This is a genomic window from Mycobacterium sp. NPDC049093, assembly GCF_040704635.1.
Taxonomy (GTDB): Bacteria; Actinomycetota; Actinomycetes; order Mycobacteriales; family Mycobacteriaceae; genus Mycobacterium.
Genome location: NZ_JBEZJS010000004.1, coordinates 924546 through 938955 on the forward strand (window position 1 = coordinate 924546; position 14410 = coordinate 938955).

Sequence of the window (14410 nt, forward strand, 5' to 3'; positions counted from 1 at the left end):
TCGTGGCACGATGGCGGACATGGTGTCGGCAGTGTTGTTCGACTTCTCCGGAACCCTGTTCCGCCTGGAGGAACAGGACAGTTGGTTCGCCGGAATGGCCGTGGACGAACGCGAGGTCGACGGGCACGTGCAGGCCGAGTTGATGCGCCGGCTGACCGCCCCGACCGGACGGTCCGTGACGATGACCGACGAGCAGTACCGGGCCTGGGTCAACCGGGACCTGGCCCCACACCTGCACCGTGAGGCCTATCTGCATGTGCTGCGGGAATCCGGGCTGGCCGACCATCACGCCGAATCGCTGTACAACCGGGTGATCGAGCCGGCCAGCTGGACGGCCTACCCGGACACCGCGCGGGTCTTCAAAAGCCTCAAAGCACAAGGACTCCGGACGGCCGTCGTATCCAACATCGCATTCGATGTGCGTCCGGCCTTCACCGCGATCGGCGCCGCCGAGCACGTCGACGAGTTCGTGCTGTCCTTCGAAGTGGGCGCGGTCAAACCCGACCCGGCGATTTTCACCACGGCGCTGCAGCGCGTCGGCGTGCCGGCGCAGGAAGCGCTGATGGTCGGCGACAGCGAGGAGGCCGATGGCGGTGCCCGTGCCGTCGGCTGCCAGTTCGCTCTGGTCGATCCGCTGCCCACCGCGCAGCGGCCCGACGGGCTGATCACGGCCCTGCAGGCTGTCGGTATCCGCGCCTAATGTGGAGTCATGGCTGACGACCGCATCCGGCCACCGTGGTGGCTGAAATACGTCAACAAGGTGATGATCGGGCTAAACAAGCTCGGCGTCGGCGGCGACAAAGGTCCTGTGGTGCTCACGGTGACGGGCCGCAAGAGCGGTAAACCCCGGTCGACGCCCGTCACCCCGATGACCGTCGACGGGCACCGCTACATCGTCGGCGGGCTGCCGAAGGGCGACTGGGCCGCCAACGCCCGCGCTGCCGGCGAGGCCACCGTGCACCAGGGGCGCAAAGACCAGCGGGTCCGGGTGGTCGAGATCCCCGTCGAGCAGGCCCGGCCACTGCTGCGCCAATTCCCCGTCCTGGTTCCGACCGGTGTCGGGTTCATGCGCAACGCCGGGCTGGTGACCGGGCCCAATCCGGACGAGTTCGAGACACTCGCCGGGCGCTGCCCGGTGTTCCGGTTGGACCCGATCTAGCAGCTGCCCGTCAGCTCAGGTGCGGGGCTTCCTTGATCTTGGAGTCCTGCTTGCCCACCGTCTGGCAGAAGGCCTGCACCGCCATCCGGGTTCCGGTGATCTCGAGCTGAGCTGGATCGTTGCCCTTCTCATCCTTGAGCATCTTGGACACGGCTTCGTCCTGGGTCTTCTCGTCCTGCCCGATGAAGTCCTTGCACTTGGTGTCACCACCGGTGATCGCAGGTGAACATCCGACGAGTGCAAGGCCGACAGCCAACCCCGAGAACAACACACCTGCCGACTTCTTCATTGTGGTCAACGTCGTCTCTTTCTGATCTGGTGATGCGCTGTACGCATCATCGCGCCAGGTTTTGTACCCCGCGACGGTACCTGTGAAACGTCGAGTTGCCCTCGCTCTACAGTCGAGCACGTGAGTGCAGACAACCCGTTCGACCCCACAGCCTGGGAGCCGGTGCCCGGCTTCGACGATCTGACCGACATCACCTACCACCGCCACGTCGCCAACGACGCCCGGCAGCCCACGGTGCGGGTCGCGTTCGACCGGCCCGAGGTGCGCAACGCTTTCCGGCCGCACACCGTCGACGAGCTGTACCGCGTCCTCGACCACGCCCGGATGTCCCCCGACGTCGGGGTGGTGCTGCTGACCGGCAACGGCCCGTCGGCCAAGGACGGCGGCTGGGCCTTCTGCTCGGGCGGGGACCAGCGCATCCGCGGGCGCTCCGGGTACCAGTACGCCGACGGGGAGACCGCCGAGACCGTCGACCCGGCCCGGGCCGGACGACTGCACATCCTCGAGGTGCAGCGGCTCATCCGGTTCATGCCGAAAGTGGTGATCTGCCTGGTCAACGGCTGGGCAGCCGGTGGCGGCCACAGCCTGCACGTCACCTGCGACCTGACCCTGGCCAGCCGCCAGCACGCCCGGTTCAAGCAGACCGATGCCGACGTCGGCAGCTTCGACGGCGGCTTCGGCAGCGCGTATCTGGCCCGCCAGACCGGGCAGAAGTTCGCCCGCGAAATCTTCTTCCTGGGCCGCGCCTACGACGCCGAGACCATGTACCAGATGGGCGCGGTGAACGACGTCGTCGACCACGCCGAGCTGGAGGCGGTCGGCCTGCAGTGGGCGGCCGAGATCAACGGCAAGTCGCCCCAGGCCATCCGGATGCTGAAGTTCTCGTTCAACCTGATCGACGACGGCCTGGTCGGCCAGCAGGTGTTCGCCGGAGAGGCCACCCGGTTGGCGTACATGACCGACGAGGCCGTCGAGGGCCGCGACGCGTTCCTGCAGAAGCGCGATCCCGACTGGAGCGGTTTCCCGCGCTACTTCTAGAAATGGAAACCCGTCTGGCCGTGCGGTGACTTAGCGAACGCGAGCACTTTGGCCGGGGTGACCCGGTAGACGATCGCCGCCTCACCGTCCGGATCGAAAACCTCGTCGTCGCAATCGAAATCCCAGTCGTCGCCGTACTTGCTCCGATAGGCATCGGCCAGGGTGGTCAACCGTTGCCGACCGGTCACCCGCGCGGCGGTCCCCTCGACCACGATGTCCAGGCCCGCATTCCACGTGTTGGTTCCGGTTGTGACGACGACGGCAGCGCCTGCCTGCAGGTTGCGGGCCTTCTGCTCGGAGGGCCCGGTGCAGAACACGAACGCATCGTCGGTCCACACCCCGACCAGTGGTGTGACGTGCGGCCGCCCGTCGCCGCGCACGGTGGTGAGCCAGTACAGCCCGGCGGCTTCGAGTGCGGCCGCGGCGGCCGGCCACGTGGTCGGTTCGGTCGCCTCGCTGAAGCGCTGGTCGAGCTTGCCGGTGATGGTCATAGCGATATCGACTCGGGAGGCGCCCACAAGTCATCGCGGAAAGGTAGGCGACCTAAACTCGGCGGATGAGCAAGAACCCGCTGCGCCGGCTCTCTGAGCAGGTGCTGTTGACGAGCATGCGCCCGCCGCTGACCGAACGGCTGCAGGCCCGTGACGATATCGATGTCGCAGGCAAGCGCATCCTGCTGACCGGCGCCTCGTCGGGCATCGGCGAGGCCGCAGCGGAGAAGTTCGCCGCGAAGGGAGCCACCGTCATCGCGGTGGCCCGCCGCCAGGAACTGCTCGACGACCTGGTCGGGCGGATCTCCGCCAAGGGCGGCGACGCCCACGCCCACGCGGTGGACCTGTCCGACATGGACGCCATCGACGAGCTGGTCGCCACCGTGGAACGTGACCTCGGCGGTGTCGACATCCTGATCAACAACGCCGGCCGGTCGATCCGGCGGCCGCTGGCCGAATCTCTGGATCGCTGGCACGACGTCGAGCGCACCATGACGCTCAACTACTACTCGCCGCTGCGGCTCATTCGCGGCCTGGCCCCGGGCATGCGGGAACGTCGGGACGGGCACATCATCAACGTCGCCACCTGGGGCGTGATGAACGAATCCTCACCGCTGTTCGCGGTGTACAACGCATCCAAGGCAGCGCTGGCCGCGGTCAGCCGGGTCATCGAGACCGAATGGGCCTCCGTCGGCGTGCATTCCACCACGCTGTACTACCCGTTGGTGAAGACCCCGATGATCGCCCCCACCCGGGCCTACGACGGACTGCCCGGACTGTCGGCCGCCGAGGCCGCCGACTGGATGCTGACCGCGGCGCGCACCCGGCCGGTACAGATCGCGCCACGGATGGCAGTGACCGCCAAGGCACTGAACACCGTGGCACCCGGTCTGGTCGACGCCCTGATGAAACGGCAACGGGTCCAACCGGTCTGACGTGTCGCACCGCGGCCGGCACCCGGCGGTGGTAGACAAGGGCTATGGAGATCCTGGCCAGCAGGATGTTGATCCGACCGGTCGATTACCCGAAGTCAGTGGAGTTCTACCGCGATGGGATCGGCCTGGCCATCGCCCGCGAATACGGTGCAGGCACAGTGTTTTACGCGGGCCAGTCACTGATCGAGCTGGCCGGGCACCATAGTCCCACCGAACCCGGGGTGTTCCCCGGGGCACTCTGGCTGCAGGTGCGCGACGTCTACGCCACGCAGGCTGAACTGGAAAGCCGCGGCGTGGCCATCGCCCGCGCCGCGACCCAGGAACCGTGGGGACTACACGAGATGCACGTGACCGATCCCGACGGCATCACCCTGATTTTCGTCCAGGTGCCCGACACTCATCCCCTGCGCCGGGACACCCGCGACTGAGTCAGCGCGCCGTTTTCCACCCCTGGGTTGTCGATCGGCACGATCAGCAGCCCTGCTGCAGAAATCGGCGATGCGCAGCCGTATGCGGCAATAGCGTCAGCGCGTCGGGGTCGACAGCGGCCAACCCACCGAGGCCAGCCGCGCCGCGACCTGGTTGACCTCTTCTGGAAGTGGTTCCTTGTCGATGACGTTCTGCACCGCGCCCCGGATCTCGTCGTCGGTGACAGGGCTGTCCCCGTCCGAGGAGCGCAGGATGTCGTGGGTGGCCCGGACCACCTCGTCCTCGGACAGCGACCGGGTCAGCAGCGCCAGCAGGGCGAACTGGTCCTTGTGCGGCACGCCCTCCGGATAGCCGGCCCGCAACCAGCTCAGCACGTTGTCGAGGAAGCTCGTCGTTTCGGTCATGCTGCGCTCACTTACCCGGAATGAACGGGACGGGGTTTAATCCGAAGTGATGAATGATCGTGGTCTTGGTGATCCACAGGATCGCGATCACGATCACCGCGGCGACGACGGCGAAGAGCGCCAGACCGAGGAACTTCAGCACCGGGTTGGGCGCCACGACGGTGCCGTCCTCGTGAGTGCCGCCGGCGCCGTTCGAGTAGGCCACCAGACCTGTGGCGAACACCGCAGGCAGACCGGCTCCGAGGATCAACCCCACAACCAGCACCTTGAAGATGGAGTCCACATAAATCATCAGCTGATTCCTTAGCTAGATCCGGTCAGACTGCGGCTTTGTCGACTGTGGCGGCAGGCTTGCCGGCCTCACGCACCTCGGCCGGCACGACCGAGTTGGTGGAGTCATCCCAATCGGCATTGACGTTCTTGTGGTCGACCTTCTGTTGCTGGGCGCGCCACCACATGTATCCGGACAGGGCGACCAGGATCAGGAAGATCAGGCCGTCGCCGGCGAGCGCCGCCCCGGTGAGCGACTCGACACCGTGCGACAGCCAGAAAGCCAGCGCGCCGACGATTCCGGCGGCGGGCAGCGTGATCAGCCAGGCCATCGCCATGCGTCCTGCCACGGCCCAGCGCACCTCGGCGCCGGGCTTGCCGACGCCGCTACCGAGGATCGAGCCGGTGGCGACGTGAGTTGTGGACAGCGCCATACCCGCGGCGCTGGAGCTCAAAATGATTGCGGCCGAGGATGCTTCGGCGGCCAGCCCCTGCGGGGATTCGATCTCGACCAGGCCCTTGCCCAGCGTGCGGATGACGCGCCAGCCGCCGATGTAGGTGCCGAGGCCGATGGCCAGTGCGCAGGAGGCGATGATCCAGAACGGAAGACCGTTCTCCTTCACATCCCCGGTGAGGTGCCCGGTGGTGATGAGGGCGAGCGCGATGACACCCATGGTCTTCTGTGCGTCGTTCGTTCCGTGCGACAGGGCGACCAGCGAGGCGGTGGCGATCTGTCCCCAACGGAAACCCTGCTCGCGGCGCTTCTTCAGCACGTTGCGGGTGATGCGGTAGACCAGCCAGGTTCCGGCCGCAGCGACCAGGCAGGCGATGAACGGAGCCGCGATCGCGGGGATGAGCACCTTCTGGAGGACGCCGGACCAGTTGACCCCGGACAGTCCGATAGCTGCCAGCCCGGCGCCGATCAGACCGCCGAAGAGCGCGTGCGACGAGCTGGACGGAATGCCGAAGAGCCAGGTCAACAGGTTCCACAGGATGCCGCCGATCAGGCCGGCGAAGATGATCGTGAGACCCGTCGAGGCATCGATGCCGGATACCAGCGACCCCGTCTTGCTGTCCTGAATCTTGAGCACCGATGTGGTGACCGTGACGGCCACCTCGACCGAGAGGAACGCGCCGACCAGGTTGAGGACACCCGCCAGGATCACAGCGGTCTTGGGCTTCAGCGCCCCCGTGGCGATCGAAGTGGCCATTGCATTGCCGGTGTCGTGAAAGCCGTTTGTGAAGTCAAAGGCCAGTGCTGTTGCTATCAACAGCACCAGGACGATCAGCTCAGCGCTCATGGCGGTAATTCTGTCGGACCATTGGCGTTTTTGACCAGCCGGAAACACCTCGCTGAGCTGGGAATTCGAATACGCTACGAATGAGTTCACCGAGTGTTCATCTGTCCACCCCGGTTTGTTCGCCGGGGCGGTTTGCCGATCTCCGAGCGGGCTATAAGTTCACTGCGAGCCAGAGTCGGCCGGCACCACTAACATCAATGCGGTCCTCCGACTCAAACTCGTATGTCCGGTGGAACGTCGCTCGGGTGCATCAGGAGTAGGCACAGTGAACGCTTTTCTCGCGAAGATCGCGGCCTGGCTGAACGCCGGGTACCCCGAGGGGGTGCCCGGACCAGACCGGGTGCCGCTGTTGGCGCTGCTGACCCGGCGCCTGACGAACGACGAAGTCAAAGCAGTCGCACGGGATCTCATCGATCGCGGTGATTTCGATCACATCGACATCGGCGTGCTGATCACCCAGATCACCGACGAGCTGCCCCGCGTGGAAGACGTCGAACGGGTACGGCAACGACTCGCCGCCAAGGGCTGGCCGTTGGACGATCCGCGCGATGCCGAGGATTCCGTCGGCACCGATGAGACCGGCCGCACCGACGGTGACGACCCGAAAGAGCCAGGGGGCCCGGCATAGCCGTTCTCCGCCCCGTCTCCGTCGGATCTGCGACGGGTCCGTTGCTGGCGGTCCTCGATGACGTCCTGACCGGACGCGAGTCGGCGATCCTGCCCGTGCCCGCAGACGACGAGCGTCAGAGTTCCCTGCTGACAACCACTTTGCGCGCCGGCGAGGAGATCGACGACGACGTCGCCCTGGTGATCTCAACCTCGGGCACCACCGGCAAACCCAAAGGCGCGTTGCTGACCGCGGCGGCGTTGCGATCCAGCGCCGAGTCCACCCACGCCCGGTTGGGTGGTGCGGGCCGGTGGCTGCTGGCCCTGCCCGCCTATCACATCGCCGGCCTGCAGGTGCTGGTGCGCAGCGTACTGGCCGGTACCACGCCCGTCGCCATCCCGGCCTCCTTCGAACCGGGCGAGTTGCCTTCGGCGGTAGCCGCTTTGGGCAGTGGGCGCCGCTACGCCTCGCTGGTGGCGGTACAGCTGGACAAGTCCCTTCAGGACCCGGCCGCCGCGGAAGCGCTGGCCGGACTCGATGCCGTGCTGATCGGCGGCGGACCGATGCCGGCCGGTGTGGCCGAACGGGCCCGAGCGGCGGGGGTGAACGTGGTCCGCACCTACGGGATGAGCGAGACCGCAGGCGGCTGTGTGTACGACGGTGTGGCGCTCGACGGTGTGAAGGTGCGGATTGACAACTCCCGCATCCTGCTCGGCGGCGCCACCGTAGCCAAGGGGTATCGCAACCCGGTCACACCCGATCCGTTCGCCGAGCCCGGCTGGTTCCGCACCGATGATCTTGGTTCCGTGGATGATTCGGGTGTGATCAGGGTCTTGGGCCGGGTCGACGACGCGGTCAGCACCGGAGGGCTGACGGTACTGCCGCAACTGGTCGAATCGGCACTGGCCGGCCACCCGGCGATCGCCGACTGCGCGGTGTTCGGGGTGCCCGACGAGCGGCTCGGTCAGCGGGTGGTGGCCGCGCTGGTGCTGGCTCCTGGTGCGACAGCCCCCGACGTGGCCGAGTTACGGGCCCAGGTGTCCCAGACGCTGGATGCCACCGCGGCACCGCGCGAAGTGCACATCGTCGACGAGTTGCCCCGCCGCGGCATCGGCAAGCTGGACCGCCGGGCGCTGGCGGCCCGCTACAGCTGAGCGCAGGACGCCCAAAACAACGCCATGGCTGTTCCCCGGCACGGAGAACGACCACTGCGTTGTTACCGCGGGAGCATCGCCGCAACCACGGAGCCGGAATTTCACTTGTCGGCTTGGGCATGATGGAGACATGCGCCGAGAAGTGACCTCCGCGGACGAGCTGCGCGCCATCGTCGGGCAACCCACCCCAGCCGTCGCAAAGAAGGTGACCGACCGCCTGTCCGAAGCGCAGCAGGGCTGGCTCAAGCAGTCACCCCTGGGTTTCGTGGCGACCACCGATGCGCACGGTCGCGTCGACGTGTCCCCGAAGGGCGACCCGCCTGGATTCGTCCAGATCATCGACGACACCACGATCGCGATCCCGGAACGGCCAGGCAACCGGCGCGTCGACGGCTTCCTCAATGTCCTGCAGCGGCCGCACGTGGGCACGGTGTTCGTCATCCCCGGCCGCGGCGACACCCTGCGAATCAACGGCTCCGCCCGGATCCTTTCGGACGCCGATTATTTCGATGCCATGGTGGTGGACGGCAAGCGGCCGATCCTGGCTCTGGAAATCGACATCGAAGAGGTGTTCTTCCACTGCCCCAAGGCGTTCCTGCGCTCCGACGCCTGGAAACCCGAGAGCTGGAATCCGACGGCGGTGCCCTCGGTGGCGCAGATGGCCAAGGCCTTCAAACCCGACCAGACCCAACAGGAACTCGACGCGTATTACCGCGAGGACAACCTGCGCAAGATGCTCTACTGAACCGCCGCAACCGGTTTCACCAGGATCGCCCGCGTGTACAGCAGCTGGAATCCTCGACGCTGCACGTTCTGCTGTGACTTCGAGCCGGGAGCCGTCGTCACCACGGCGATCTCGCATCCGGCGTCGGCGGCCTCGGCCAGCCGCGCCGCCAGCAGCGCGGCCTGCACCCCGCGGCGCCGGTAGGCCGGCGCGGTCGCGGCTCCGGCCAGCTGAGCGATCCCGCCGCTCAGCCGCATCATCCCGCCGCCGGCGACCGCTCCGCCATACAGCGCGATATACGCTGTGGCCCCGGCCTTTTCCATGTCCCGTTCGGCCCTCTCGATGATGTCGGCAGGGAACTGCTCATGGCTGACCGGGCCTTCCCCGTCCGGATGAGCGAAGCCCTCCACCACGACGTTCACCCACGCGGTGAGATCGTCGGCCCGGCGCACATCCACCTCCGTCGCCAACGGGGCCTCGACGGCGATCGGGCGGCCGAGGACGTTCTCGAACTCGGCGAGGCGATAGCCGCGGCCGGACAACAGCGCGGTGATCTCGGGATCGGCGAGATTGGACAGTTCGACCCGGGTTTCGCTGCCCCTGGCCGCGAAGGCCCGTTCGATCTCGCCCAGCACGGCCTCGTCGGGCACGCCGTCGAAGCCGAGGCCGACCAGCTTGTTCATCGGCGACTCAGCCTCGGCGAAACAGGCGAATCCGCCGGCGACCGGCAGCACCAACCCGTCGGCACCACGGTCGCCCGCGGACCGGGTCGCCGCGACGATCAGGTCCGACTCGGCTTTCTCGATCCGGCGGGCCAGCTCGACCCCGCAAAACAGTTGTCCTGTACCAGCGTCCGAATCATCGTAGATAGCCACGTCGATATTGTGCCCGCACAGGCATTTCCGAAACGTCCCGACATCGTGTCGGTCAGCGCGGCGGCCCGGCCGGCTCCCAATACTGCATCGCGGTGTCGAGCTCATCGCTGTCGAGCGCCTTCACCGGAATGCACGATTGGCCGGCGTGGTAGCGCATGCCGGCCAGCAGGATGGCCACATAGCGACGCCACAGTTCGGCATCGACATTGCCGGCGAATTCGCTGACCGTGCCGGCCAGAAGCCCGAAGATCGGCATGTCCGTGGACGACAGCTCCGGACGTAGATAACCGTCACGCTGGGCCCGCTCCACCAGTTTGGTCAACACCGGGACGAGCTGCTCCTGGCAGGCCTTGACCCGGTCGCACCCATAGGACTTGCTGAACGCGATTTCCCGCAATCCCCGGTCAGTCGCCGTGATCTCGCACATCTTCTCGACGTACCAGGCGAATCCCTGCCACGAATCTTCTTGTTGCAGCGCAGATTCTGCCAGCGCAGTGAGCTGCTCCATACCGTCGACGAAGATGGCCGCGATGAGCTCTTCCTTCGTCGCGAACCGTCGGTACACCGTGCCCACCCCGACATTGGCGTAGCGCGCCACATCGTTGAGCGTCGCCTCAAGACCTTTCTCGGCAAACAGCTCCCTCGCAGCGTCGAGCACCCGCTGACGATTGCGCTCTGCGTCCTTGCGCAGCACGGGTCTTGTTTCCTCGGTCATATCTCTCTGTCCAAAGTGAGCGGCGTCATAAGTGGATTGATCCTATCCACTTATTCGGATAACTTTACGCCTCGAAGTGCGTAGGACGCCTAACAGCAGGGTTGTCGCGATCGCATCGAAAACGTCGGGAGGCCCACCAGTGACACCTGTCATCGAAACGCCCGCCGCGGGCCTCCTCTCGGGGCCGCCGCGATGCTGAAGGCCATCCGCCGAATCTGGCTCCCCGTACTGATCGTCATCGCGATGGGGGCCGGCGTGCTGATCGTGATGAACGTCCGCAAGGTCTTCGGCGCACATCCGGTGATTATCACCGACACCACCTCGGACAACGCCGAAGACTTCAACCCCAAGTTCGTGAAGTACGAGATCTTCGGAACGGGCGGCACCGCCGTCATCAACTACATGGACCTCGAAGGCAAACCCCAGCGCACCGGAACCGTGCCGCTGCCATGGTCTTTGACCCTGCAAACCACATTGCCGTCGGTGCAACCCAACATCATGGCGCAAGGCGACGGAAGCAGCATCAGTTGCCGAGTCACCGTCGATGACGAGGTCAAAGAAGAGAGAACGGCTACTGGATTGAACGCACAAACCTTCTGCTTTGTGAAGGCAGCATGAGCAGCCACACGGAAGAAACCCAGACCGACGACACCCCGACCGACGCCATCCCAACGGGACGCCATGCGGCACCTCCGCATCCGATGCTCCCGCGATTCATCCGGGCCTTCGCCCTGCCGATCATCCTGATCTGGATCGTGATCGTCGCACTGCTCAACACCGTCGTGCCGCAACTCGAGGTCGTCGGCAAGATGCGCGCGGTGTCGATGAGCCCCAACGACGCACCGTCGATGATCGCCATCAAAGAAGTCGGCAAGAAGTTCCAGGAGTACGACACCAGCAGCTCGGTGATGGTCGTCCTCGAAGGTGACAAGCCACTGGGCCTCGAAGCGCACATGTTCTACGACCAGATGGTTCGGGACCTGCGCGCAGACACCACCCACGTGCAGCATGTGCAGGACTTCTGGGGCGACACCCTGACGGCCAAAGGCGCCCAGAGCCGCGACGGCAAGGCCGCCTACGTGCAGGTCTACATCGCCGGCGACCAGGGCGAGACGCTCGCCAACGAGTCGGTTGAGGCGGTGCGGCGCATCGCCACCGAAAGCCCCGCGCCGGATGGCGTGAAGGCGTACGTCACCGGATCGGCAGCCTCCAGCACCGACCAGAACATCGTCGGCGACGAGAGCATGGAGCTGATCGAGCTCGTCACCTTCGGCGTCATCGCCGTCATGCTGCTCGGCGTGTACCGATCGATCATCACCACACTGATCGTGCTGTTGATGGTTGTGCTCGAATTGTCCGGCGCCCGTGGACTTGTCGCACTTCTGGGCTATCACAACTTCTTCGGCCTCACGACGTTCGCGACCAACATGCTGGTGACCTTGGCCATCGCCGCGGCCACCGACTACGCGATCTTCCTGATCGGCCGATATCAGGAAGCACGAAGATCCGGCGAGGACAAGGAAGCGGCCTACTACGACATGTTCCACGGCACGGCCCATGTCGTGCTCGCGTCGGGTCTGACCATCGCCGGTGCCACGTTCTGCCTGCACTTCACCCGCCTGCCGTACTTCCAGACCATGGGCATTCCACTGGCGATCGGAATGACGATGGTAGTCGCCATGGCACTGACCCTGGGACCGGCCGTCATCTCGGTGGCCAGCCGATTCGGCAAGATCCTCGAGCCCAAGCGGCATTCGAAGTCCCGCGGGTGGCACCGGGTCGGCACCGCCACCGTCCGTTGGCCGGGTGCAATCCTGGTGTGCGCCATCGTCGCGGCATTGGTCGGTCTGCTCGCCCTGCCCGGCTACCACACCACCTACAACGACCGCATCTTCCTGCCCAAGGACGTGGGGACGAACGTCGGATACGACGCCGCGTTCCGGCACTTCTCGCAGGCGAAGATGAACCCGGACCTGATGATGATCGAGTCCGACCGGGATCTGCGGAACCCGGCCGATTTCCTGGTCATCGACAAGATCGCCAAGGCCCTCAAGAACGTGCACGGCATCGCCCAGGTACAGACCATCACCCGTCCCGACGGCGATCCGATCAAGCACTCGACGATCCCGTACACGCTGGGCCAGAGCGGTACGACCCAGCTGATGAACAACGACTACGCGCAGACCAACCTGCAGAACATCCTCGATCAAGCTGAGGATCTGCAGACCAGCATCGACGCAATGACCGAGATGATGAGCATCCAGACGGATCTCGCTGCGGTGTCACAGCGCATGGCCGACAAGATGAAGACGACGTCGGGCGACATGAACGACGTCCGGGATCACCTGGCTGACTTCGACGACCAGTTCCGGCCGCTGCGCAACTACCTGTACTGGGAACCGCACTGCTTCGACATCCCGATGTGCTGGTCCATCCGGTCCATCTTCGACGCCCTCGACGGCATCAACACGATGTCCGACGACTTCCAGGACCTGGTTCCCGAGATGCAGCGCATGGCCGACCTGATGCCCAAGATGGTCGCCACGATGCCACGGCAGATCCAGTCGATGAAGCATCAGAAGCAGATGCTGCTGAACCAGTATCAGGTGCAGAAGGCCCAACAGGATCAGACGATGGCGATGCAGAACACCGCCACCGCCATGAGCGAAGCGTTCGACACGGCCAAGAACGACGATTCGTTCTACCTGCCGCCGGAGGCGTTCGATACCGCCGACTTCCAGCGGGGCCTCAAGCTGTTCATGTCGCCCGACGGACATGCGGTGCGGTTCACCATCATTCACCAGGGTGATCCGCTGACTCCGGAAGGCACCGCACGCATCGAACCGATGAAGGTCGCGGCAACCGACGCCATCAAGGGCACACCGTTCGAGGGGGCCAAGATCTACCTCGGCGGCAGCTCGGCGACGTACTACGACATGCAGAAGGGTGCCGACTACGACCTGATCATCGTTGCCGCAGCGGCACTGATCCTGATCTTCATCATCATGTTGGTGCTCACCCGCGCCGTGGTGGCTTCTGCGGTGATCGTGGGCACGGTGGTGTTGAGCCTTGCCTCGGCCTTCGGCCTGTCGGTACTGCTCTGGCAACACATCGTGGGTATCCCCCTGCACTGGATGGTGATGCCGATGTCGGTCATCGTCCTGCTGGCCGTCGGCGCGGACTACAACCTCCTGCTCGTCTCACGAATAAAGGAGGAAATCCACGCCGGGCTGAAGACCGGAATCATCCGGGCCATGGTCGGTACCGGCGCCGTGGTGACCTCCGCGGGCCTGGTCTTCGCCTTCACCATGGGATCGATGGCGGTAAGCAGTTTGATCGTTATCGGTCAGGTCGGAACGACGATCGGCTTAGGCTTGCTATTCGACACGCTTGTGGTTCGGTCGCTGATGACACCGTCCATCGCCACGTTGCTCGGGCGCTGGTTCTGGTGGCCTCAGCGGGTCCGTCAGCGTCCGCTGCCACAACCGTGGCCGAAGCCCGTCCAACGAGACCCCGAGGAGGCCCTGGCCTGATGAAACGCCTGATCATTGCCCTGTCGATCTGCGCCGCAACCGGTCTCGCCGTCGCGGCACCGGCCTCGGCCGATCCGGACACCGATTTCGCCAATGAGCTGCACACCTTCGGTATCTACGGGCAGCGGGACTACAACGCCTGGATCGCCAAGATCATGTGCAAGCGACTGCACAACGGCGTCGACCACACCGCCCAGGACTCGGTCGGTTTCGTGAAGAAGCAACTGGCCAAGGACAGCACCGACGCCCAGTCGTGGCAGTTCACCGGCACCGCCATCAACTACTACTGCCCCGATCAGCGCTTCGTCTACGAACAGGCCGCGCACTAACCAACCCTGGGAGCACCATGTCCAACCGCACCAGCGTCAAGAACCTGATCCGCACCGGCGTCGCCACCTGCGCGGTGGCCGCCAGCCTGGCCGGCGCCGGCATCGCAAATGCCGACGCCACCGACGACTACCCGATCCCCAACCGGATCCTGCGCAC

18 protein-coding genes are annotated in these 14410 nt (G+C 65.4%); 11 read left to right on the forward strand and 7 right to left on the reverse strand.

Features of this window, described 5'->3' with window-relative positions:
* Positions 1-10: 10 nt before the first annotated feature.
* Positions 11-700, forward strand: coding sequence for an HAD family hydrolase (locus AB0876_RS20075; protein WP_135359600.1), 690 nt, complete (start codon positions 11-13; stop codon positions 698-700).
* Positions 701-709: 9 nt separating this feature from the next.
* Positions 710-1159 (forward strand): nitroreductase family deazaflavin-dependent oxidoreductase, encoded by a 450-nt coding sequence (locus AB0876_RS20080; protein ID WP_526042751.1) that lies wholly within the window; start codon positions 710-712, stop codon positions 1157-1159.
* Between the two features lie 10 nt (positions 1160-1169).
* Here AB0876_RS20080 and AB0876_RS20085 read toward each other — a convergent pair whose 3' ends face one another.
* The gene (locus AB0876_RS20085; RefSeq protein ID WP_055110400.1) at positions 1170-1448 is read right to left on the reverse strand and encodes a hypothetical protein; all 279 of its coding nucleotides are present in this window, start codon (positions 1446-1448) and stop codon (positions 1170-1172) included.
* 120 nt (positions 1449-1568) lie between these two features.
* Here AB0876_RS20085 and AB0876_RS20090 point away from each other — a divergent pair, with 120 nt between their 5' ends.
* The gene (locus AB0876_RS20090) at positions 1569-2486 is read left to right on the forward strand and encodes a 1,4-dihydroxy-2-naphthoyl-CoA synthase (protein WP_448443730.1); all 918 of its coding nucleotides are present in this window, start codon (positions 1569-1571) and stop codon (positions 2484-2486) included.
* Here AB0876_RS20090 and AB0876_RS20095 read toward each other — a convergent pair.
* A complete protein-coding gene (locus AB0876_RS20095; protein ID WP_448443732.1) occupies positions 2483-2977 on the reverse strand; it encodes a pyridoxamine 5'-phosphate oxidase family protein in 495 nt (164 codons plus the stop codon). The genes AB0876_RS20090 and AB0876_RS20095 overlap by 4 nt on opposite strands.
* Before the next feature lie 65 nt (positions 2978-3042).
* Here AB0876_RS20095 and AB0876_RS20100 point away from each other — a divergent pair, with 65 nt between their 5' ends.
* A complete protein-coding gene (locus AB0876_RS20100; protein WP_064886772.1) occupies positions 3043-3912 on the forward strand; it encodes an SDR family oxidoreductase in 870 nt (289 codons plus the stop codon).
* 44 nt (positions 3913-3956) lie between these two features.
* Positions 3957-4340, forward strand: coding sequence for a VOC family protein (locus AB0876_RS20105; RefSeq protein WP_448443735.1), 384 nt, complete (start codon positions 3957-3959; stop codon positions 4338-4340).
* A 96-nt stretch (positions 4341-4436) separates the two neighbouring features.
* Here AB0876_RS20105 and AB0876_RS20110 read toward each other — a convergent pair whose 3' ends face one another.
* Genes AB0876_RS20110 through AB0876_RS20120 form a run of 3 tightly spaced genes read right to left on the reverse strand, consistent with a single transcriptional unit; the run spans position 4437 to position 6316 of the window.
* Entirely contained in the window at positions 4437-4745 is a 309-nt protein-coding gene (locus AB0876_RS20110) for a DUF3349 domain-containing protein (protein WP_064934916.1), read from the reverse strand.
* A 7-nt stretch (positions 4746-4752) separates the two neighbouring features.
* A complete protein-coding gene (locus AB0876_RS20115) occupies positions 4753-5037 on the reverse strand; it encodes a hypothetical protein (RefSeq protein WP_448443738.1) in 285 nt (94 codons plus the stop codon).
* A gap of 25 nt (positions 5038-5062) precedes the next feature.
* Positions 5063-6316 carry an inorganic phosphate transporter gene (locus AB0876_RS20120; protein WP_064886763.1) on the reverse strand — a complete coding sequence of 418 codons (1254 nt, stop codon included), beginning with the start codon at positions 6314-6316 and terminating at the stop codon, positions 5063-5065.
* A 265-nt stretch (positions 6317-6581) separates the two neighbouring features.
* On the opposite strand from AB0876_RS20120, the gene AB0876_RS20125 reads away from it, so the two are divergent.
* The 3 genes from AB0876_RS20125 to AB0876_RS20135 all read left to right on the forward strand — a co-directional run bounded on the left by AB0876_RS20125 (position 6582) and on the right by AB0876_RS20135 (position 8822).
* The gene (locus AB0876_RS20125; RefSeq protein WP_064957060.1) at positions 6582-6944 is read left to right on the forward strand and encodes a DUF3349 domain-containing protein; all 363 of its coding nucleotides are present in this window, start codon (positions 6582-6584) and stop codon (positions 6942-6944) included.
* 41 nt (positions 6945-6985) lie between these two features.
* Positions 6986-8077, forward strand: a complete 1092-nt coding sequence (gene menE / locus AB0876_RS20130; RefSeq protein ID WP_448443740.1) for an o-succinylbenzoate--CoA ligase — start codon at positions 6986-6988, stop codon at positions 8075-8077.
* Between the two features lie 130 nt (positions 8078-8207).
* Positions 8208-8822 carry a pyridoxamine 5'-phosphate oxidase family protein gene (locus AB0876_RS20135; protein ID WP_064886761.1) on the forward strand — a complete coding sequence of 205 codons (615 nt, stop codon included), beginning with the start codon at positions 8208-8210 and terminating at the stop codon, positions 8820-8822.
* Here the strand turns inward: AB0876_RS20135 and AB0876_RS20140 are convergent.
* Together AB0876_RS20140 and AB0876_RS20145 are read right to left on the reverse strand one after the other, a co-directional pair.
* Positions 8816-9676: a GNAT family N-acetyltransferase gene (locus AB0876_RS20140; RefSeq protein ID WP_064886760.1), complete on the reverse strand. Its 861-nt coding sequence runs from the start codon at positions 9674-9676 to the stop codon at positions 8816-8818. The genes AB0876_RS20135 and AB0876_RS20140 overlap by 7 nt on opposite strands.
* 52 nt (positions 9677-9728) lie before the next feature.
* A complete protein-coding gene (locus AB0876_RS20145) occupies positions 9729-10391 on the reverse strand; it encodes a TetR family transcriptional regulator (RefSeq protein WP_448443743.1) in 663 nt (220 codons plus the stop codon).
* 192 nt (positions 10392-10583) lie between these two features.
* Between AB0876_RS20145 and AB0876_RS20150 the strand changes: the two genes are divergently transcribed.
* Genes AB0876_RS20150 through AB0876_RS20160 form a run of 3 tightly spaced genes read left to right on the forward strand, consistent with a single transcriptional unit; the run spans position 10584 to position 14253 of the window.
* A complete protein-coding gene (locus AB0876_RS20150) occupies positions 10584-11009 on the forward strand; it encodes an MmpS family transport accessory protein (RefSeq protein WP_064886758.1) in 426 nt (141 codons plus the stop codon).
* A complete protein-coding gene (locus AB0876_RS20155; protein WP_448443747.1) occupies positions 11006-13924 on the forward strand; it encodes an MMPL family RND transporter in 2919 nt (972 codons plus the stop codon). Before AB0876_RS20150 ends, AB0876_RS20155 begins: the two co-directional genes overlap by 4 nt.
* Positions 13924-14253: a DUF732 domain-containing protein gene (locus AB0876_RS20160; protein ID WP_526042752.1), complete on the forward strand. Its 330-nt coding sequence runs from the start codon at positions 13924-13926 to the stop codon at positions 14251-14253. Before AB0876_RS20155 ends, AB0876_RS20160 begins: the two co-directional genes overlap by 1 nt.
* Positions 14254-14410 lie beyond the last annotated feature (157 nt).